The following is a 20,776-nucleotide window of genomic DNA, read 5'->3' on the forward strand; positions in this document are numbered from 1 at the left end:
CTCGGCAGTACGGCAGCGTTCACCTGCCCCAATTGCAGAGGGAGAATCAGATGACCGGATCCGGGCCTGCTGATCTCAAGCGGCGGCATCGCGCAATGTGGGCACTGGGCGACTACTCCGCTGTCGCCACCGAGGTGATCCCTGGGCTGGGCCGGCGTCTCGTCGAGGCCTGCGGTATCGGTCCGGGTCAGCGGGTGCTGGATATTGCGGCCGGGTCCGGGAACGCCGCGATCCCGGCCGCGGAGGCCGGTGCGGAGGTCGTGGCGAGCGACCTCACGCCGGAGCTGTTCGAGGCGGGTCGGCGGATCGCCGCCGCACGGGGCGTCGACCCGCAGTGGCAGGAAGCCGACGCCGAGGCATTGCCGTACGCCGATGCCGAGTTCGACGTCGTAATCTCCTGCGTCGGCGTCATGTTCGCGCCGTTCCACCAAGCGGCCGCGGACGAAATAGTGCGCGTCACCAAGCCGGGCGGCACGATCGGGCTGATCAACTGGACACCCACCGGATTCATCGGGCAGATGTTCGCCACGATGAAACCGTACGCTCCACCGCCCCCACCCGGTGCGCAGCCGCCACCGCTGTGGGGCGACGAGACGCATGTCCGGTCGCTACTGGGCGATCGTGTCGCCGACCTGGAGCTGCGGCGCGAAAACGCGGTCATTGATCGTTTCGCCGACGGCGCCGAGTTCCGCGACTTCTTCAAGGCCTACTACGGACCGACGGTCGCGGTGTACAAGGCCATTGCCGCCGAACCCGACCGGATCGCGCAATTGGACCGGGAACTCGCGGATCTCGCTTCCCAACACGACCTGGGCAACGGGCGGATGGAGTGGGAGTACCTGTTGGTCACCGCACGCCGATCGGCCTGACCTGGTCATTGGGGTCGACCGGGCCGTCTCGTATCCGCGGCGCCCACGAGTGAGTGTGCGGCCGTTCCGAATCCACGCGTGGAACTTCTGGCAGAACCAGGTATTTCGTTGGCTGCCCAAGTTTGCGGATTCGATCGAATGAACCTGCCATCCTCAGCGATACACCGAACCGGGTGCCGCGGGGCGTCCGTGAACCACGGGTGGGTGGCCGGTGAGGCGTCGGTGTGCGCCTATAGACCGATGGGATGCGACGATCGCACGGTGTCACCTGCGCCGGAGAGCGCGACACTCCGAGATACGGGCGAGTAACACCCGCGCGCTGTGCACATACGTGGAATATAGGTGCACACTACGCGGGAGAGTCGCAACCCTCGCCCGTCGACCGGGGCCAGAGTTTTGGAGAGGAAGGAGCTGGCGAGTGTTCAGCCGCATCGCCATCGTCAACCGCGGAGAGGCCGCCATGCGCCTCATCCACGCCGTCCGAGACTTGGCCGCGGAGACCGCGCGCCCGATCGAAACGGTCGCTCTGCACACCGATGTCGACCGGAACGCGACGTTCGTGCGTGAGGCCGATATCGCCTACGACCTCGGTCCGGCGTCTGCGCGGCCGTACCTGGATCTGAAGGCGCTCGAGCGTGCGCTGGTGGCGACCGGTGCGGACGCCGCCTGGGTCGGCTGGGGTTTCGTCGCGGAAGACCCGGCGTTCGCGGAGCTGTGCGAGGAAATCGGAGTCACCTTCATCGGCCCCAGCCCGGAGGCCATGCGCAAGCTCGGTGACAAGATCGGCGCGAAGCTGATCGCCGAGGAGGTCGGCGTACCGGTCGCGCCGTGGAGCCGTGGCGAAGTCGAGTCCGTGGACGCCGCGCTGACAGCCGCGGCCGAGATCGGCTATCCGCTGATGCTGAAGGCAACCGCGGGCGGCGGCGGCCGCGGTATCCGGGTGATCACGAACGAGGCCGAGCTCGTCGATGCCTACGAGCGCACCCGCCAGGAGGCCGCACGAGCTTTCGGCAGCGGCGTGGTGTTCCTGGAGCGCCTGGTCACCGGCGCCCGGCACGTCGAGGTCCAGGTGATCGCGGACGGCCAGGGCACCGCATGGGCGCTCGGTGTCCGCGACTGCTCGGTGCAGCGGCGTAACCAGAAGGTCATCGAGGAATCGGCGTCACCGGTGCTGCGGCCCGAGCAGGCAGCCGAGCTCAAGGCGTCGGCCGAACGGCTGGCGATCGCGGTCGGTTACCGCGGCGCGGCGACGGTCGAGTTCCTCTACCACCCCGGTGACAAGCTGTTCGCATTTCTCGAGGTCAACACCCGCCTGCAGGTGGAACACCCGATCACCGAATCCACCACCGGGTTCGATCTGGTCAAGGCGCAGCTGTCGGTGGCATCCGGCGGCCGCCTCGAGGGCGAGCCGCCGACCGAGCGCGGGCACGCCATCGAGGCCCGGCTCAACGCCGAAGATCCCGATCGCGACTTCGCGCCCGCCCCGGGCCGCATCGCGCTGCTGGACCTGCCGGCCGGGCCGGGCATCCGCGTCGACACCGGTGTCAGCGAAGGCGACACCATTCCCGCCGACTTCGACTCGATGATCGCCAAGATCATCGCCTACGGCCGTGACCGAGAGGAAGCGCTGGGCCGGCTGCGCCGGGCAGTGGCGCAGACCAGGGTGATCATCGAAGGCGGCGCAACGAACAAGAGCTTCCTGCTCGACCTGCTGAACCAGCCCGAGGTGATCGACGCCAGCGCGGACACCGGCTGGATCGACCGCGTCCGCGGTGAGGGCAGGCTCGTCTCGCACCGGCACTCCGCCATCGCGGTGGCCGCCGCCGCCATCGATGCCTACGAGGAGGAGGAACGGGTCGAGCGGCACCGTCTGCTGTCCACCGCATCCGGTGGACGTCCGCAGGTGCAGCACGAGAGTGGTCGACCGCTCGACCTCAAGCTGCGCGGCGTCGGCTACCGCGTGCGCGTCGCACGCATCGGGGCTCATCGGTTCCGCATCGGAATCGAGGCGGGTGGCGACATCCGCACCGCCGACGTGGATCTCGAGCGCTTCGATCGGCACACCGGGCAAATCGTGGTCAACGGCACCCGATACCGCCTGATCACCGGCACGCACGGGCCGATCCACCTGATCGATGTCGACGGTGTGACGCACCGGGTCAGCCGCGACGAGGGCGGCGTAGTCCGCTCGCCCGCCCCCGCGCTGGTCGTTGCGACGCCACTGGAGATCGGCGCCGAGGTCGAAGCGGGCGCGCCGGTGCTGGTGCTGGAGAGCATGAAGATGGAAACGGTGCTGCGCGCGCCGTTCAAGGCGCGACTGAAGGAATGCGGCGTCTCCGTCGGCACCCAGGTGGAGGCCGGTGCACCGCTGCTGCGGCTGGAGCCGCTCGCCGAAGGTGACGAGGCCGAGGACACCGCGGCGGCGGGGTCCGTCGAGCTGGACCTGCCCGCCGGGACCGCGCAGGTGCAACCGCATGAGCGCACTACCCGGTGCCAGGAGGATCTGCGCAGCCTGCTGCTGGGCTTCGACGTCGACCCACACGACGACCGCCGCGTGCTCGACGACTACCTCACCGCGCGCCGGGCAGCCATTGCGGACGGCCGCAGGCCGCTCGCCGAGGAGCTCGAACTCGTCGGTGTGTTCGCCGACCTCGCCGAGCTGAGCCACAACCGGTCGTCCGACGAGGACATCCACGGCCACGTCCACAGCGCCCGCGAGTACTTCCATACCTACTTGCAGAGCCTCGACGTCGAGCGGGCCGGGCTGCCGGAGTCGTTCCAGGCCAAGCTCGCCAAGGCACTCGTGCACTACGGTGTCACCGATCTGGAGCGTTCCCCCGAACTCGAAGCCGCGGTCTTCCGGATCTTCCTCGCCCAGCAACGCCCGTCCGACACCGTCACGGTCATCACCACGCTGCTGCGCGAGTGGCTGCAGGAGCCGGTGCCGGACCGCGTGCTGCGCGAGCCCGCCGGCCTGGCACTGGAGCGGCTGGTGGCCGCGACGCAGGTGCGCTTCCCCGTGATCGCCGACCTCGCGCGCGGCGTGGTGTACGCCTGGTACGGCCAGCCGTTGCTGCGGCGTAATCGCGCCCGCGTGTACACCAACGTCCGCAAGCACCTGACCTACCTGGACGCGCACCCGGACACTCCCGATCGCGCCGAGCGCATCTCCGAGATGGTACGCAGCACCGAGCCACTGGTGCGGCTGCTCGGCCAGCGTCTGGTGCGCGGCAAGCTGGACAACACGGTCATGCTCGAGGTGCTGACCCGGCGGTACTACGGCAACAAGGGGCTCACCGGCGTTCGCACCCACGAGGTGGGCGGCTGCACATTCGTGATCGCGGAGCGTGGCGGCTCGAGCCTGCTGTCCGCCGCGGTGAGCTTCGACGCGCTCGACACCGCCTTGCGCGGACTCACCGAGCTGGCCGGCGGCGCCGCGTCCATCGACGCCGACATCTACCTCAGCTGGGAGAAGCAGCCAGGGGACTTCGACGCGATGGCAGCGGCGCTGCACGAGGTCATCAGCGCGCATCCGTTGCCGAGCCAGGTGCACCGGATCACCGCCACCGTCGCGGGTAGCGGCGGCGCGGTGATGCACCACCACTTCACCTTCCGCCCGTCTGCCACCGGCATGGACGAGGAGCGACTGATCCGCGGCCTGCACCCGTACATCGCGCAGCGGATGCAGATCGAGCGGCTGCACAAGTTCGACCTCACCCGGCTGCCGTCCTCGGACGACGAGGAGGTCTACCTGTTCCGGTGCGTCGCGAAAGAGAACCCGTCGGACGATCGCCTCATCGCGTTCGCGCAGGTGCGTGATCTGGCCGCACTGCGCGAGCACGACGGCCGTCTGCTCGCGCTGCCGACGGCGGAGAGCGCCATCGCCACCTGCCTCGACTCGATCCGCCGGGCGCAGTCGCGGCGGCCGTCGGCCAAACGCTTCAACACCAACCGCATCGTGATGTACATCTGGCCGCCGATCGACGTCACCCGCGACGAGCTGAAGACGATCGGCGGGCACGTGCAGCCGACCACCGCGGGCGCGGGGCTCGAGGAGATTCTGCTCATCGCGCGGCAGCGTGATCCGCAGACCGGCGAGTTGACCAAAGTCGCCGTGCGCATCTCCTTCGACTCCACCGGCGGCACCGAGGTGAGCGTCGGCGAGCCGTCCGACGAGCCGGTCGAGCCGATCGACGAATACCGGCAGAAGGTGCTGCGGGCCAGCAGCCGCAACACCGTGTACCCCTACGAGCTGACCGGTCTGCTCGGTGAGTTCGCCGAATACGACCTCGATGCCGACCACACGCTGGTGGCGGTCGACCGGCCCAAGGGGCGCAACACCGCGGCGATCGTCGCGGGCGTGGTCACCACACCAACCGAGCAGCATCCGCAGGGCGTCACCAGGGTGGTGCTGCTGGGTGATCCGACGAAGTCGCTGGGCGCACTGTCGGAACCGGAGTGCCGCCGCGTGATCGCCGCACTGGACCTGGCCGAACGGATGCAGGTGCCGCTGGAGTGGTACGCGCTGTCGGCCGGTGCCCGGATCTCCATGGAGTCGGGCACGGAGAACATGGACTGGGTGGCGGCGGCGCTCAAGCGGATCGTCGAGTTCACCCAGGACGGCGGTGAGATCAACATCGTGGTCGCGGGCATCAACGTCGGTGCGCAGCCGTACTGGAACGCCGAGGCGACGATGCTCATGCACACCAAGGGCATTCTGGTGATGACGCCGGAGTCCGCGATGGTGCTCACCGGCAAGCAGTCGCTGGACTTCTCCGGTGGCGTGTCAGCGGAGGACAATTTCGGCATCGGCGGCTACGACCGGGTGATGGGTCCGAACGGGCAGGCGCAATACTGGGCGCCGAACCTCACCGCCGCGCGGGACGTGCTGATGTCGCACTACGACCACACGTACGTCGCACCCGGTGAACAGGCGCCGCGGCGGTCGCGGACCAACGACCCCGTCGATCGCGACGTCTCCGACTTCCCACATGTCATGGCGGGCAGCGACTTCACCACCGTCGGCGAGATCTTCTCCGCCACCGCCAACCCGGACCGCAAGAAGCCCTTCGACATCCGGACCGTGATGCGGGCGGTCTCCGACCAGGACCACCCCGTGCTGGAACGCTGGGCGGGAATGGCCGACGCCGAGACGGCAGTGGTGCAGGACGCGCATCTCGGCGGCATCCCGGTGTGCCTGCTCGGCATCGAGTCACGGAGTGTGCCGCGGCGCGGCTTTCCGTCCACCGACGGCCCGGACACCTACACCGCGGGCACTCTGTTCCCGCGGTCGTCGAAGAAGGCCGCGCGGGCAATCAACGCGGCCAGTGGCAACCGGCCGCTGGTCGTGCTGGCAAACCTGTCGGGGTTCGACGGCTCGCCCGAGTCGATGCGGAAGCTGCAGCTGGAGTACGGCGCCGAGATCGGCCGCGCGATCGTGAACTTCCAAGGGCCCATCGTGTTCTGCGTGATCTCGCGGTATCACGGCGGCGCGTTCGTGGTCTTCTCGAAGGCGCTGAACCCGAATATGACGGTACTCGCGCTGGAAGGCTCGTTCGCCTCGGTGCTCGGCGGCGCTCCGGCCGCCGCAGTGGTGTTCTCCGGTGAGGTCAACACGCGCACCGCGGCCGATCCGCGGGTGCGGGACCTGGAGGCACGCGCCGCGAACGCATTCGGCACCGATCGTGCGGCCTTGACCGCGGAACTCGACGAGATCCGGTCGTCGGTCCGCGCGGAAAAGCTCGGCGAGGTCGCCGCGGAATTCGACCGCGTGCACAATATTCAGCGCGCTGTGGAGGTCGGTTCGGTCGACGCCATTATCCGCGCCGCCGAACTCCGCCCGCGCATCATCGAGGCCATCGAAGCCCGTCTGCCCGGCTGATTCTTCAGCCGCGCTTGGCGATCGAATGATGTTGCGGCCAACGGGTCGGGCATGAGGCAGGCGTCGGCGAGGTGTCCGACACAGGGAAGGCGGCCCGAACGGGCCGCCTTCCCTCACTTCGGCACAGAACCTAGCCGCGGTAGGTCTCGACGTAGGCGTTGGTGGACACGGCGACGACGCCGGGACCCATTCCCGTGCAGCCTGCGGTGATGCGCTGGCCTGCCGGTGTGAAGGGGTAGCTGAGAACAGCATAGGAACCGAGACCGTACAGCGGGAACGGCCCGCTGGCGTAGAGGCCGAAGCAGTCGACGTGCAGGACGTAGTTGCTTCCCCCGTCTGGCTGGCAGGTCGCCGACGCACCGAAGAGATCTCGTTCGACGGTGCAATCCTGCGGCGCCGCCTGGGCGGCGCCCGAACCGACGATTGCTACAGCGGCCAGACCACAAAGGCCGGCCGTCGCGACTCGTGCGGCGGCGATAAGCGTTTTGTTCATGGAACTCCCTCGGTGTCAGTTGATTTGGCGCGAGTTGATCTTCGGATGAGAGCTTGTCGACGTTACGGCGTCGACGGCGTTCGGTGCGTTGGGCAGGAATTCGCACCGCACATCCGATCACCCGAAGCCTACGTAGGTTGGCAGCCGCAATCTGACACCAACAGGGGGAAGCCCTGGCCGGGCGATCGGCCTTCTCATGACCGTCTCCAGCTTGGTCTCCGACGCGATGTGCCGAAACTCCCTCACTTCCGCTGCTGTGCTCGGCGGCGGAACAATCGTCGGATCGGCGCACTGATAGCGGAGAGTTTCCGCGGCTCCGGAGCGGCGGTTTCGACGGCTTCCCGGGCCGACGTCGCCTGGGCCAATCGCACGTGCAGTTGTTCGCGGACCTGGTCCGGCGTGTAGGCACGGCGGCGGCGCTCGGCGCGCACCACCACGGCACCGGTGGCAACTACACCGGCCGCACCTGCCAATCCCAACACCTTCCACCACCTCATAACGCATAGGCTACGACCATGACGGGGATGGGCATCAGTCTCGACCGAGCGGTCGAGATCACCAGAACGGGTGACATCTGGCTTTTCCGTGGCCATTCGACAGCCGACCGGGTGATCCGTATGACGACGAACAGTCCGGTGAACCATGTCGGGATGTCCGTGGTGATCGACGACCTGCCGGCCCTGATCTGGCACGCGGAGCTAGGACGATCCCTGCCCGACATGTGGTCGGGAAACACGCACCGTGGCGTCCAGTTGCACAACCTGCGCGATGCCGTGCTGGTGTGGGCACACCGCTACGGTCAGCAGGCCTGGTTGCGCCAGTTGGACCCTCCTGCCTCCCGAGAGATGGAGGATAGCGTGCTGCGCACCATCGCCCGGCTCGACGGCACACCGTTCCCCTCCACCGCCGGTCTGGCGGGGCGCTGGCTACGCGGCCGCGCACGCCTCCCCCGCCGCAAAACGAGCCGGTCGGCTGCCCGAGAACTGGAGAACGCGTACTGCGCCGAAATCGTCGCTGCGACATACCAGGTGATGGGACTGCTCCCCCAACACCGCAGCCCCGACTGGTACGACCCGGGCCGATTCTGGAGCGGAGACGGACTGCGGCTGTCCGGTAGCTACGACCTGGGTGGCGAAATAGCCGTCCGGACACCGGCCGACAAGACTCCTGGCTGACGTTCGCCCGACAAACCGACACCCAGCGACCGGCCTGTCGCGACCGACCGGTTTCCACTGGCGGGAAGGCGTTCCACACGGGCGCTGGGACTCCCGGGAAAAATGACGTGCCGTTAGCACTCCGATCGGGCCTGACGGCTCACCCTGAGAAGGAACCAAATTCGATGAGGATCAACCGCGCACTCCGCCTCGGTATCGGGGCGATCGCCGTCACCCTCGCTGCTACCGCCTGCGGTAGTGGTAGCGGCAGCGACGCCGCGACCACCAGTGATCACGTGAGGGAGGGCAAGCTGACCATCGGCATCAAGTTCGACCAGCCCGGACTGGGCTTCCGCGAGGCGGACGGCTCGTACCACGGGTACGACGTCGAGATCGCCAAGTACGTGGCCGGCAAGCTCGGCGTGCAGCCCGACGGCATCACGTTCAAAGAGGCGCCGTCGGCTCAACGCGAGACGATGATCATGAACGGCGAGGTGGACTTCATCGTTGCCACGTACTCGATCACCGACGCCCGCAAGGAGAAGGTCGACTTCGCCGGGCCGTACTTCGTGGCCGGGCAGGCCCTGCTGGTGAAAAAGGAGACCACCGATATCACCGGTGTCGAGTCGCTGACCGGCAACAAGAAGCTCTGCTCGGTCAAAGGCTCCACCCCGGCGCAGTACGTCAAGGACAACTACGCCAAGGACGTCAAGCTGGTGGAGCTGGACAACTACTCGCAGTGCATCGAAGCTGTGCGCAGCGGTTCGGTCGACGCGGTGACCACCGACGACATCATCCTCGCCGGTTACGCGGGGGAGGCATCGGGCGAACTGAAGCTGGTCGGCAACACGTTCACCATCGAGAAGTACGGCATCGGCCTGAAGAAGGGCGATCAGGAGACCCGCGCGAAGATCAACGATGCGATCGAGGCAATGGTCGCCGACGGTTCTTGGAAGAAGGCGTTCGAGGAAACGATCGGTCCGCTCCGGGACTCGACGCTGACGCCGCCCCCCGTCGACCGGTACTGATCGGACTCCACCGATCCCAGCGCCGGCACAAATCACCGCCCCGCAGATCTTCGATCTCCGGGGCGGTGTCGGAGTAGGCGGCGATATCCCGCTGTCCGGTGCCGTGTCCATGGCGAAACCAGCCCTCGATCCCGGCTCCGGCGATGTGCCGCACGCCGAATCGCTACGCCTACCGTTGATTCGCGGTCTGGGCGGGTGTCGCGGTTTCGGCGAGTCTGGTCAGGGCCTGCGGCAACGGGCCCTGATGCAGGACGCCGAGGCGTTGGGTGGCGCGGGTGAGGGCGACGTAGAGTTCGGCCGCGCCGCGTGGGCCGTCGGCGAGGATTCGTTCCGGTTCCACGACCAGGACGGCGTCGTACTCCAGGCCCTTCGTTTCCGACGCCGCCACCGCGCCCGGCACATCCGGTGGCCCGATCACGACGCTGGTGCCTTCGCGACCGGCTTCGGCACGGACGAATTCCTCGATGGCAGCGGGCAGTTCGTGCTCGGCGACCCGCCTCGACCAGGGCTGGACGCCGCACGCACGGACCGATTCCGGTGGCTGGACCATGGGCGCGAAGTCGGCGAGCAGCGCGGCGGCGACGGTCATGATCTCCGCCGGGGTGCGGTAGTTCACCGACAGGGACCGGTAGAGCCAGCGGCCGGGCACATACGGCTCCAGCATCATGTCCCACGATGTCGCTCCGGCCACCGACCGGCGTTGGGCGAGATCGCCGACCACCGTGAAGGATCGGCCCGGGCAGCGCCGCATCAGCACCCGCCAGTCCATTTCGGACAGTTCCTGAGCCTCGTCGACCACGACGTGCCGGTAGGTCCAATCCCGGTCCGCGGCGGCGCGTTCGACGAGTTCACGGGTGTCGCGCTCGAGGAAGCGATCCGCCAAGTCCTCGGCGTACACCATGTCCTGGGCGAGCAGGTGGTCCTCGTCGTCCATCAGGTCCTCCCGGCGGATAAGGATGTCCAGTACACCGGCCGCGTATTCGGCCTCGGCCTTCTGTTCCCGCTCGGCCGCGCGGTCGGCCGACTTGTCGCGTCCGAGCAGGTCGACCAGTTCGTCGAGCAGCGGCACGTCCGACACCGTCCACGCATCGCCAGCGGCGCGCAACAGCGCTTGGCCGGCGCCTGCCGCTCGCAGCCGTTCGGGCGACATATACAGCTCTGCCAACAGTGTTTCCGGCGTCAGTATCGGCCAGAGTTCGTGGAGCGCGGCGGTGAACTGGTCGTGGTCCGCGAGCTCCGCGAGCAGGTCCGCCCGCAACTGCTCCCATGCTTCGCGGTCCTCCCGGGTCAGCCAACCCCGGCCGATCCGGGCTATCGCCCGTTCGGTGAGCACCCACCTGACGATCTCACTGAACACCGCGCGGGCTTCGTTGTGCGGCAAACCGCTCGCGCGCGCCTCCTGCCGGGCCCACTCCGCGGTCTCGGCGTCGATTCGCACCGTGACGTCGGTCAATTCGATCGGTAGCGGATGCTCCGGCAGCCGCTGCCGATCGGCGACCGCCGCCGCGAGCACGTCCAGGATCTTCAGCGAGCCCTTGAGCCGCGCGGCCTCCGGGCTGTCCTGGTCGGTGACGCGCAGGCCGGGCACGAAGTCGCCGGTGGTCATGAACACCACGTTGGTTTCGCCCAGTGACGGCAGAACGCGGCCGATGTGGTTCAGGAACGCCGGGTTGGGCCCGACCACGAGCACGCCGTGGCGTTCCATCCGCTCCCGCTGGGTGTAGAGCAGGTACGCGACGCGGTGCAGCGCCACCACGGTCTTCCCGGTGCCCGGGCCGCCCTCGATCACCAGCACCCCTGGATGATCGAGCCGGATGATCTCGTCCTGTTCGGCCTGGATCGTCGCCACGATGTCGCGCATCCCCGCACCGCGCGGCGCGTCGACCGCCGCGAGCAGCGCTGCGTCCCCTCGCTCGCCACCACCCGGGCGGCCGAGCACCTCGTCGGTGAAATCGACCACTCGACGCCCACCGGTGTGGAACTGGCGGCGCCGGCGCATGTTCTCCGGGCTGGCGGCGGTGGCGACGTAGAACGCGCGCGCAGCGGGCGCCCGCCAATCGAGCAACAACGGTTCGTACTCGTTCTCCTCATCGAACAATCCGATCCGGCCGATATACAAACGTTCGCCCGAAAGGGTGTCCAACCGGCCGAAACACAGCCCGTTGTCCGCCACGTCCAGCCGCTTCACCTCTTTGGCCATCGCGCGCACCTCGACATCCCGTTCCATGAGGGTCCCGCCGTTTCCTCGCAACGCCGCGCTGTACTGCCCCTTCGCTCGCGCGCGCTCGGCGTCGAGTCGCGTGTAGAGCCCGGTCACGTAGCTCTGCTCGGACCGCAATTCGTCTGCATACCCCTGAGTTGACACACACCCTCACTTTCTCCCTGGCTCGATGATCCGTGTGGTTCACGCGGACACTGGCGGCCTTTCAGCTGACCTCATCGAGCAGCAGTTCCGCGAAATCCTCGTCCCGCGGCGCGCACACCCGTCCCTGTTCTGGCTTCGGCCAGCGATTTTGCGGCACGACCCGGGTCTTGCCGCAAGCCCCCCGGTGCGCTATATGTTGAGAGTGGAAAGGAGTAGGTGCTCTCCTCTCCCCTTCATCATCCGCTGTGGACGGACAATCTCCTCGCGAAGCCGCACGAGCGCTGGACCGAGTTCGCCGAACGTGTGCACGACACCGACACCAGCAAAGTCCTCGTTCGGTATCGCCTCACGCAGAGCAACATCCGTTCAAGCCGCTGGGCGCGCGGCTGGTGAACGTACGCTTCTGCCGATGTGCGCGTGTCCGTATGCCTGTGCCTCGTTGGACGACGGGTCAGCAGACCGATTGGGCTGCCCGCAGGCGGTATGTCGCGGTGTTCTTGCTGGCGGATGCGCCCACGACCTTGTGCTGTTTTCTCGGGGCGCAGTCCCGGCAATCGTTCTGGCAGAACAGCTTCCACGTATCCACCACGAAGTGGTATCCGTCGGTTGTCCTGACCGCGGCTACACGCTTTGTCTCCGATCGAATCTGCTTACCCGAGCTTCCGTCGAGAAGTGAAATTGCGCCGTCCAGGTGTCCGTCTCACGTGCGATCACCTCGTTGACTCGGTGGGAGAAATCTCTGAGCAGTCCCATTCGCCGGTCTATCTCCCCATTGGAATTGGCGGATGCCCTCGAGACAGAAGCCCACTCGAGTTGGAAGTCACACAACATGGCGTTGATCGACTGCGCGCTTCGGATATCGCGCAACCAAGCCGCCGAAATGCCGAAGAATCGGTCGAATGCCGCGCATCCGGCGGCGCAGGCGAGCAGTGCGTAACCCCAACTCGGGTTGACGGCGTCGACTCCGGCGGTCGTCAGCAGCGGTACCAGAATTCCGAGTAAGCCCAAACTGATCATTGCCGCGGTGAGGGCTAGGCTGGTTCGCCGCTTCGCTAGTTTGTCCCTCGCATACCGATCGCGTGCCTCTATGGCATACGTCTCGACACGTTGGAACAGCCGGGCAAGGGTCTCATCGGAATTCGACCAGTCGGCGGCGCGGAGTTCCAGCGAAGGCGGCACTCCGAGGTCTTGCGAGCGATCCCCGCCGATGGGCGATCGGTGCTCTGTCACGGCCGTACTGTAGCGCCCCGAACACCACGATGATCATCTGATCGACTCTTCCGCAGGTAGGGCAGGCGCCGCGGCGACCCGTCGGCCTGCGACACGTGCGATGCAGTGTCGCAATGGGATTCAGACAAGATCACCCACGCCTTCCACCTGCCCGATCTGGGCGGGAATCACCGGCCGCTGCGCGACCCCGACAGCGCCGACGACGACTGGCCAACCGTCCCGACAGCCCCAGGATCGTCACGGCCTTGCCGCCGCCGGTCGTGCTGGTCTACCGGTCGAGGTCATCGAAGTGCTCTGTGCGACCAGCTTGCTGTTCGTCATCGGCCCCCGTCCTCGACGGACGCGCGGTAGTACGCCCTACTTCGGTGCCGTGAAGCCGCCGATCTTCTGCTCGAGCAGTTCGGCCAGCCGCAGTGGGGTGCGGTCCTCGAACATCGGACCGATGAGCTGCACTCCCACCGGCAGCCCCTCGGGCGATCGGCCCGCTGGGATGGCGGTGGCAGGCAGGCCGGGCATGGTGGCCACACCGGCCCAGACGAGCTGGTCGAAGTACGGGTACTCGACGCCGTCGATGTCGATGTGCCGGTTCTCCAGACCTCCGTTGTGGTCGTGCGGGAAGGCGGGAGTGGGCGTGATGGGGCACACCACGGCATCGAACTCGGCGAAGAGCTGCCGCCAGCCGTGGCGGTGGAGTTCGCGACGGTTGTTCGCCTCGACCCAGTCGCGGTGGCTGAGCACCATGCCGCGCAGCCGCGCCGCATCGAGACTCCGGTCGTCCGCGCTCAGGGCGGCGGCGTGGGTTTGCAGCTGTTCGTACACGTCGACGGAAATACCTGCGGCGGCGTTCGACAGCATCAGCAGCATGTAGAGCGTCGCCGCTTCGGTCGGATCGGGCAGCAGCGGACTGCGCCGTTCGACGCGGGCGCCCTCGTCGACGAGCGCCTCGGCGACCCGGTTCACGCCCGCCCGCACCGCCGATCCGGTCGGAATGAGCGGATGGTCCTCGATGATCAGGACACGGAAGTCCGACAGCCGCTCGTGGCGCGCGGGCGGCAGTGCGACATCGTAGGCGACGCCGTGGGTCAGCGGGTCCGGTCCGGCCATCACGTCGAGCAGCAGCGCGAGGTCGCGGGCGGTGCGCGCCATCGGGCCGACAACAGCGAGGTCGAGGTCGATCGGCAAGGCAGGCGCGGGCGGCGCGACCATGCCGCGGGTCGGCGCCAGCCCGAGTGTCGGCTTGTGCGCGTAGATGCCGCAGAAATGCGCGGGGGTGCGCAGCGAACCGGCGAGGTCGGAGCCGATGGACAGCGCGCCGAATCCGCACGCCAGGGCCGCCGCCGAACCGCCGGACGACCCACCCGACGTGCGGCCGTGATCCCACGGATTGTTGGTGGTGCCGTAGATCTCGTTGAAGCTCTGGATATCTCGCAGCATCAACGGCACATTGGTCTTACCGAGCAGCACCGCGCCGACGGCCTTCAGCCGCGACACCTGAACCGCGTCCTCGGACGGCACATAGTCCCGTTGCGCCGGCATGCCCCAGGTGGTGGGCAGCCCGGCGATGTCGTAGGACTCCTTGACCGTCACCGGGATACCGAGCAGCGGCCGGTCCTCGCCGCGGGCGCGCGCCTGGTCGGCATCGCGCGCGGCGGCCCGCGCATTATCGAAGTCCGGCACACAGATCGCGTTGATCATCTTGTCGTCGCGCTCGATACGCGCGATCACCTCCTCGGTCAGTTCCACCGAGGTCACCGCACCCACACGCAAGGCAGCCGCGAGCTCTTCGGCCGACCGAAAATTCCACTCCATGAATCCGACGCTATTGGCCTGCGGCAGAGGACATAAAATGCCGCTTCGCACAACGGGAAAGTCGAACGGACCCCTACATTGGTGAAGTCACGCACTCGTTCGGGGTGACGACTAGAATCGCGAGCGATCATCACATGAGCGAAAATCCAGGCCGCACGCCGCTGCGCTTCGACCAGGTGGGCCTTCGGGGAAGGCTCGCCCGGATACTCGTCGAGGAGCCCACCGATGAGATCGGTTGGCCCTCGGACTTACCGGCCGGGATCGATACCGTTGTGATCCTTGACGACGAACCGAACCCACATCACACACTGCGTGTGCACCCACCAGAGGACCCCACGAACATAGCCCTGGTCGTGTTCGACCAGTTGGCGCTGTGTGAGGACTAGCGACGGATGGACCAGCGACGGATCGAACTCAACCGTCGGCACAGCCGGGAGATGGGTGTGCTGTTCCAGCGGTTCGTCGACGCACATCCGGATGTCGAATCCGAAGTCCACGGAGCGCAGATGACCGCAGCCCAAGAGGCCGCGTGGACCGCCTACAGCGCGGAGCTACTCGCTCGACATCAGGCCGAACGATCCGCTCTTGCGGCCGAGATCGAAGCAGACAGATATTTGCCGCCAGCGCCCGGATCATGAGCCGATCCGGGCGCTGGGTGCATCCCGTGGCGGGACACGCGGTTACGACGAGCTGGGGAGTTTCTCGGCGACACCAGCCAACTCGTCCAGGACTCGATCGATACTGTCCGACCTGGCCCCTGGTGAGCCGAGGCGTTCGCGCACTACGCGCTCGGCACGATCGAGCACCGTGGTGGTGAGGTCGTGCCCGAGTTCCTCCCGCAACTGCCGACGCACCTGCTGGAGGTGGTCCATACCGTGTCGGCGCACCCGTTCGACCTCAGCGGCAGCGGTCTTGCGCAGTTCCGCGAGGATCCGCTCGGCGTCGGTGCGCGCTTCCCGGTGGATGTGCGCCACCTCGATGCGGGCCCTTGCGTCCGCTTCGGCGAATACCCGTTCAGCGGCGGCCAATTGGGCCGCGGCCTGCGAGCTCTCCTCCAGCTGTTCGCGAATGGTGTGTTGCGACCGGTGCATCATCGCCTTCACTTGCGGCACAACCAATTTGACGAGCGCACCAACAATGACGGCGAAGCCGAGCAGCTGGCTGAGGAATACCGGCCAGTTCCAGGTGATGTCGTAGATACCGTCACGTTCGTTCAATGTCTCCCTCCGATCACTCGATCTGCCAGATCGCGGGCCAGCGGGTCGATGTGTCCGCGCAGGCGCGCCGCCGCCGCGTCCGCGTGGGCCCGTAGCTCGATCGTGGCCTCGGCCAACATCTGGTCCGACTGTTCCTGCGCCCGCTCGCGCATCGAGATCAGAATCGCCCGGCCCTCCATCTTGGCCTGTTCGCGCAGCCGCGCCGCCGCGCCGCGGGCCTGTGCCACCGAGGACCGATACCGTGCCTCGGCCGCATCGAGGATCTCCCGCGCCCGTTGCCCATCAGCGGCGGTCTTGGCGACGCGAGCCTCGCGTTCCGCGAGCACATCGCGGACCGGCGGCACCACGAAGAGCCAGATGACCGCGAGCACGAGCAGGAATATCGACAGTTCGGCGAAGAAGGTGCCGTTCGGGATCAGAAAGTTCTGCTCCGCCAGGGTTTTCGTGGTCATGGCATTACTTGCCCGGCGCCGCGAACGCGAACAGCGCCATGAATGTCAGGTTGATGAAGTACACGGCGTCGACCAGACTGACCGCCATCAGATAGTTGCCGCGCAGCTTGCCCTCGGCCTCCGGTTGCCGGGCAACGCCATTGATCAGCGCCGAACCCGCCATCCCGTTGCCATAGCCGGCGCCGATCGCACCGCCGACCATCATCAGCCCGCCCGCGAGCAGGGCCGCCGCCTGGACGATCGTCGCATGGGTCACGTCTGCCATTTCTGTTCTTTCCTTTCCCCGTTGAATAGGAATGTGGTGGCTCGGATGAGTATGTGGCGATACAGCTCAGTGCTTTTCGTGCTCCAGCGCGGTGGCCTGACCGAAGTAGAGGATGGTCAGCAGGGCGAAGATGAAGGCCTGGATGAGCCCGACGAAGAGGTCGAACAGCTTCCATGCGGCGTTCGGGCCCCAACTGAGCCAGGCCGGGAGCAGTGCGATCACCGAGATCATCACCCCGCCCGCGAACATATTGCCGAACAACCGCAGGGCCAGCGAAAGCGGTTTGGCCAGTTCCTCGATGACATTGACGACAATCATCGGACCCCAGCCCGTATGCCCCTTCAACACCTGCTTCACATGCCCGATCGGACCGCGCCGCGCCATACCCGCGGCCTGATAACAGAGGAAGACGAACAGCGCGAGCGCATAGGTGAAGTTGACATCCGCGGCGGGTGGTTTGATCAGCTCACCGTCGCCGTATTGCACCGGCAGCACGGACAACCAGTTCGACAGCAGAACGAAGACGAACAGCGTCACCGCCAGTGGCAGGACGAAAGGCGCAATCCGGAGTCCGACAGCACTTTCCACCTGACCGCGCAGCTGCACTGTCACGGTCTCGAAGAACAACTGCACCCCGTTCGGAATCCCAGAGGTCAGCTTGACGCGCAGGTAGAGCGCGAGCCCGACGACGACAACGGCCGCGACCACGGTGGCAAGGATGGTGTCGACATGGAAGTCCATGCCGAGAAGGTGCGCCGTTTCATGATGTCCCACTTCGACTTTCGTCATCGCGAACCTCGCAACACCGGCGCTGCCACCTGGAGCAACAGGACGATCTGAAAGGCCACCAGCCCGAAGAGAATGCCGAGCCCATCAGGTCGCGTCAGGACGCCGACGAACAGCGCAACCGCCGTGATACCGAACAACCGCAACGCGCTCGTCGCCGCCAAACGCGGCTTGCCGGATCCGGTGTCCTGTGAAATCCACGCGACAGCAACTCGGGTGAGCCACGCGTTGACGTAACCCAGCGCCATTCCGACACAAACGAATACACCCAACAGCAGCCGATCCAGCATCCCGGCCACCGCGAGAACCGTGATTCCCACTCCGGCGGAGACGATGATCGGACGGCGGTCCACGCTGACCGTCATATGCCCTCCCATAGTGATGGTGTGACGGTATGTAGCAGAGCTGCTACCTACGGCCACGACATCATTCTTACTTACTACGGGCGGTAGTACAAGAGATTGGGACAAATCGGACATATCGCTCGGCCGCAGGGCCGAGCGCGGACGGCGCCGCAGTCCAACCGTCCGGATCTCAACAAGGTGTCACCCTGATCCGTGCCCCCTCGCTCACGGCGAATCACCATGTGCGGTGGGATAGCGCGTCCACGCCGCCGACATGGGTCCGGCCGGACCGCACGGCGGCTGGATGCACGAGGGCTTCCACCCGGCGGGCGGCTTCAGCGTGCGGAGAGCGATTCGGCATAGACCGACAGAATCCGGGTGGTATGCCTCGATTGGCGCGGTTCATCGGCGTGTGATGCCAGTGCCCGGCGCATGGCGTGCAGCCGGGTTCGGTCCCGCGCAAGGGTCTTCAGCACGGTCGCCAGCGATTCCACCGACCGGTCGGCGGCGCGGACGCCACCGTCACCGGGCACTGTTTCGGAGAGTTCGGGGTCGCAGTACACGACAGGCAGACCCATCGCCATCGCTTCCAGCAGCACCATGCCCTGGGTGTCGCAGTCGGAGGTGAGCAGCAGGAGGTCGTGGGTGCGCATGGCGCTCAGGCAGTCGGCTTGGCCGACCTCTCCGTGCAGGTGGACGCGGTGCCCCAGATCCGCGCCTGCGACCACCGAGCGGGCCCGATCGGCCAGTGGCCCGCTGCCGTAGACGTCCAGCGTGCATTCCTCGACGAGGCGCGCCACGTCGATCGCTTCGAGTGGACGCTTCTCCGCGGACAGGCGACCGCACCACAGAGCACGCAGCGGTGCGTCCGTATTCGTCGACGCGCTGCCGGTGCCGCGGGCCCGCTCGAGCAGCTCGTCGTCGATTCCATTGGACACCACGTGAATCGGCCGGTCCACGCCGCGTGCGGCCAAGCGGCGGGCGAAGTACTGGGTCGGCACGATCACCCGGTCGGCCGCCTGGGCCTGCGCCACCAGCGGACGCCACGCCAGCCGAGCGATCCGGCCGTCGCCGTCATATGCCGGTTGTCCGCGCATCGGTACGAACCAGCCGTGCACCAGGCGCATGGTCAAGGCGGACAGATACGGTGCCGGTGAATACTTTTCGATGACCGTTTCATCACGGCTCTGCATGGTCTGGACGATCGGAATGCCGTGCCTGCGGGCGGCGCGTGCGCCGGCGATCCCGCAGCCGTAGGTCGTCAGCGCGTGCACGATATCGATCGAGCCACGCTCGGTGAACGCGGTATCGATCTTGCGTTGGTTGGCCCGGGTCGGAAGGACCACCGGCAGCCCGTTCGACATCGAGATCGGCAACGCCCCGAGCACCACCGTATCGGCGTCCGGCGCTACGGAGCCGGGTGCGGGAGCAGTGAATACGGTGACTCGATGGCCGAGTCGCCGCAGGCCGGCGCACAGCGACCGCATCGCTGTTTGGACCCCACCCAGTGTCGCCGGATGGAAGTCGGTGAAGATCGCGACGTGCACGGAGTCGGACACCGTTCAGGCCGATGCCGAGACGGCGAGTCGTTCCACCGCGTCCGCCGTGGCGCGGACACCGTTCTCAGCGGATACCCTGCGGCCGAGTTCCTCGGCCCGTCCGCGTGCCTCGGGTGTCAACGTCCGGACCAGCGCATCATGCAGCCGGTCCTCGGTCAACGACGGATACGGGAAGTCGGCCCCGATCCCGAGCGACGATATCCGCCAGCCGTAGAAGAACTGGTCGCTGTGCACCCCGATCACCACCGCGGGCAGGCCGGCGCGCAGCACGTCGTGGGTATTGCCGCTGCCACCGTGATGGACGACCGCGCGACACCGCGGCAGGATGCGGTCGTAGTCGAACGAATCCAGGACGAACAGTCTCCGGTCGTACCCGATACCACGGGGATAGCCCTCACCTCGCACGGTCACCAGGGCACGGGCCCCCAGCCTGCGGCATACGGCGGCGATGAGGTCGCAGCACCCGGCGGGATCGAGGATCGGCATACCGGTCATGCAGAAGTAGATCGGCGGCTCGCCCTCGTCGAGCCATTCGGTCAGCGCCGGATCGACCACCGATTCACCCCATGCGTCGCGCAGGCGCGCGGGCAGAATGGGCGCACCGACGACGGTCGACCGGTCCGGCCAGTCACCCGGTTTCGGCAACAGCACCGGACTCACCATGTGCACCAGCGGAATACCGTCTTCGCGCATGCGCCGGAACGGATTCCGCGGCTTCCCTGGCAACTCCATCATTTCGCGCACCCGCCGATCCACCCGGCGATATGCCACGCCGTACGCCACTTCGAATGCCGAGTAGCTGGCCAACCGCAGTCGCCGCGACGAGATCATGTGCTTGACCATGAACGACGACGGGAACTCCCCGGTGCGCTCCAGCGGATACGGCAAGCAGCCCACCACGATCTGTCCGGTCTTCTCCCCCCGCTCCATCGCCCAGGGCAGTGTCGAGGCACACGACACGATCACCTCGGCGGATTCGCAAGCGCCGCTGAGCACCTGGTGCATCCGCTCGCCACGCTCGCCCGCCATGATCTTGACCGTATCCAGCATGATCCGCACGAACGGCAGCGTCTTACCGGAGGACAGTGCACGCTTGGCCTCGGGCGATTCCAGCAATTCCGCGGAGTTGAACGGGATGACATGCGGCTCGAACCCCGATCGCCGCACCACATCGGCGTAGTTCTCGGTGGCGGTCATCTCGACATGGTGTCCGCGCGATTGGAGCTCGTCGGCCAGGGCGAGATACGGCTGATGATCGCCCCGGGTTCCCGCCGTCAACAACGCGATACGCATACTCTCGACTTCCGTTCGTAATCTGCTGTGG

19 protein-coding genes are annotated in these 20,776 nt (G+C 66.9%); 7 read left to right on the forward strand and 12 right to left on the reverse strand.

The window, feature by feature from the left end; all coding sequences use genetic code 11:
• The first annotated feature begins 50 nt into the window (after positions 1–50).
• Positions 51–869 carry a class I SAM-dependent methyltransferase gene (locus ACWPXK_RS17370; protein ID WP_454197173.1) on the forward strand — a complete coding sequence of 273 codons (819 nt, stop codon included), beginning with the start codon at positions 51–53 and terminating at the stop codon, positions 867–869.
• 418 nt (positions 870–1,287) lie between these two features.
• Entirely contained in the window at positions 1,288–6,750 is a 5,463-nt protein-coding gene (locus ACWPXK_RS17375) for an ATP-binding protein (RefSeq protein ID WP_454197565.1), read from the forward strand.
• A gap of 130 nt (positions 6,751–6,880) precedes the next feature.
• Here ACWPXK_RS17375 and ACWPXK_RS17380 read toward each other — a convergent pair whose 3' ends face one another.
• Positions 6,881–7,243 carry a hypothetical protein gene (locus tag ACWPXK_RS17380; RefSeq protein ID WP_454197174.1) on the reverse strand — a complete coding sequence of 121 codons (363 nt, stop codon included), beginning with the start codon at positions 7,241–7,243 and terminating at the stop codon, positions 6,881–6,883.
• Positions 7,244–7,485: 242 nt separating this feature from the next.
• Complete coding sequence (locus tag ACWPXK_RS17385; protein WP_454197175.1) at positions 7,486–7,740, reverse strand: hypothetical protein; 255 nt, start codon at positions 7,738–7,740, stop codon at positions 7,486–7,488.
• 18 nt (positions 7,741–7,758) lie between these two features.
• Here ACWPXK_RS17385 and ACWPXK_RS17390 point away from each other — a divergent pair, with 18 nt between their 5' ends.
• A complete protein-coding gene (locus ACWPXK_RS17390) occupies positions 7,759–8,418 on the forward strand; it encodes a hypothetical protein (protein WP_454197176.1) in 660 nt (219 codons plus the stop codon).
• Positions 8,419–8,582: 164 nt separating this feature from the next.
• The gene (locus tag ACWPXK_RS17395; protein WP_454197177.1) at positions 8,583–9,425 is read left to right on the forward strand and encodes a glutamate ABC transporter substrate-binding protein; all 843 of its coding nucleotides are present in this window, start codon (positions 8,583–8,585) and stop codon (positions 9,423–9,425) included.
• A 169-nt stretch (positions 9,426–9,594) separates the two neighbouring features.
• Here ACWPXK_RS17395 and helR read toward each other — a convergent pair whose 3' ends face one another.
• Positions 9,595–11,790, reverse strand: a complete 2,196-nt coding sequence (gene helR / locus ACWPXK_RS17400; RefSeq protein WP_454197178.1) for an RNA polymerase recycling motor ATPase HelR — start codon at positions 11,788–11,790, stop codon at positions 9,595–9,597.
• 216 nt (positions 11,791–12,006) lie between these two features.
• On the opposite strand from helR, the gene ACWPXK_RS17405 reads away from it, so the two are divergent.
• Complete coding sequence (locus tag ACWPXK_RS17405; protein ID WP_454197179.1) at positions 12,007–12,183, forward strand: hypothetical protein; 177 nt, start codon at positions 12,007–12,009, stop codon at positions 12,181–12,183.
• Positions 12,184–12,411: 228 nt separating this feature from the next.
• Here ACWPXK_RS17405 and ACWPXK_RS17410 read toward each other — a convergent pair whose 3' ends face one another.
• Positions 12,412–13,020 (reverse strand): SLATT domain-containing protein, encoded by a 609-nt coding sequence (locus ACWPXK_RS17410; protein WP_454197180.1) that lies wholly within the window; start codon positions 13,018–13,020, stop codon positions 12,412–12,414.
• Positions 13,021–13,377: 357 nt separating this feature from the next.
• Complete coding sequence (locus tag ACWPXK_RS17415) at positions 13,378–14,880, reverse strand: amidase (RefSeq protein ID WP_454197181.1); 1,503 nt, start codon at positions 14,878–14,880, stop codon at positions 13,378–13,380.
• Between the two features lie 83 nt (positions 14,881–14,963).
• On the opposite strand from ACWPXK_RS17415, the gene ACWPXK_RS17420 reads away from it, so the two are divergent.
• Together ACWPXK_RS17420 and ACWPXK_RS17425 are read left to right on the forward strand one after the other, a co-directional pair.
• Positions 14,964–15,215 (forward strand): DUF7161 family protein, encoded by a 252-nt coding sequence (locus tag ACWPXK_RS17420; RefSeq protein ID WP_454197182.1) that lies wholly within the window; start codon positions 14,964–14,966, stop codon positions 15,213–15,215.
• Between the two features lie 6 nt (positions 15,216–15,221).
• The gene (locus ACWPXK_RS17425) at positions 15,222–15,467 is read left to right on the forward strand and encodes a hypothetical protein (RefSeq protein ID WP_454197183.1); all 246 of its coding nucleotides are present in this window, start codon (positions 15,222–15,224) and stop codon (positions 15,465–15,467) included.
• Between the two features lie 42 nt (positions 15,468–15,509).
• Here ACWPXK_RS17425 and ACWPXK_RS17430 read toward each other — a convergent pair whose 3' ends face one another.
• The 7 genes from ACWPXK_RS17430 to ACWPXK_RS17460 all read right to left on the reverse strand — a co-directional run bounded on the left by ACWPXK_RS17430 (position 15,510) and on the right by ACWPXK_RS17460 (position 20,745).
• Positions 15,510–16,046: a F0F1 ATP synthase subunit B family protein gene (locus tag ACWPXK_RS17430; RefSeq protein WP_454197184.1), complete on the reverse strand. Its 537-nt coding sequence runs from the start codon at positions 16,044–16,046 to the stop codon at positions 15,510–15,512.
• A complete protein-coding gene (locus ACWPXK_RS17435) occupies positions 16,043–16,498 on the reverse strand; it encodes a F0F1 ATP synthase subunit B family protein (protein ID WP_454197185.1) in 456 nt (151 codons plus the stop codon). The genes ACWPXK_RS17430 and ACWPXK_RS17435 overlap by 4 nt, the downstream gene beginning before the upstream one ends.
• A 4-nt stretch (positions 16,499–16,502) precedes the next feature.
• Positions 16,503–16,763, reverse strand: a complete 261-nt coding sequence (atpE, locus tag ACWPXK_RS17440) for an ATP synthase F0 subunit C (protein WP_364336772.1) — start codon at positions 16,761–16,763, stop codon at positions 16,503–16,505.
• A gap of 66 nt (positions 16,764–16,829) precedes the next feature.
• Positions 16,830–17,552: a F0F1 ATP synthase subunit A gene (gene atpB / locus ACWPXK_RS17445; protein WP_454197186.1), complete on the reverse strand. Its 723-nt coding sequence runs from the start codon at positions 17,550–17,552 to the stop codon at positions 16,830–16,832.
• Positions 17,549–17,914: a hypothetical protein gene (locus ACWPXK_RS17450; protein WP_454197187.1), complete on the reverse strand. Its 366-nt coding sequence runs from the start codon at positions 17,912–17,914 to the stop codon at positions 17,549–17,551. Before ACWPXK_RS17450 ends, atpB begins: the two co-directional genes overlap by 4 nt.
• Before the next feature lie 314 nt (positions 17,915–18,228).
• On the reverse strand, positions 18,229–19,452 hold the full coding sequence (locus ACWPXK_RS17455) for a glycosyltransferase (protein WP_454197188.1): 1,224 nt from the start codon (positions 19,450–19,452) through the stop codon (positions 18,229–18,231).
• 3 nt (positions 19,453–19,455) lie between these two features.
• Positions 19,456–20,745, reverse strand: a complete 1,290-nt coding sequence (locus ACWPXK_RS17460; protein WP_454197189.1) for a glycosyltransferase — start codon at positions 20,743–20,745, stop codon at positions 19,456–19,458.
• Between the last annotated feature and the right edge of the window lie 31 nt (positions 20,746–20,776).

The sequence above is a fragment of the Nocardia sp. Marseille-Q1738 genome (genome assembly GCF_965283145.1).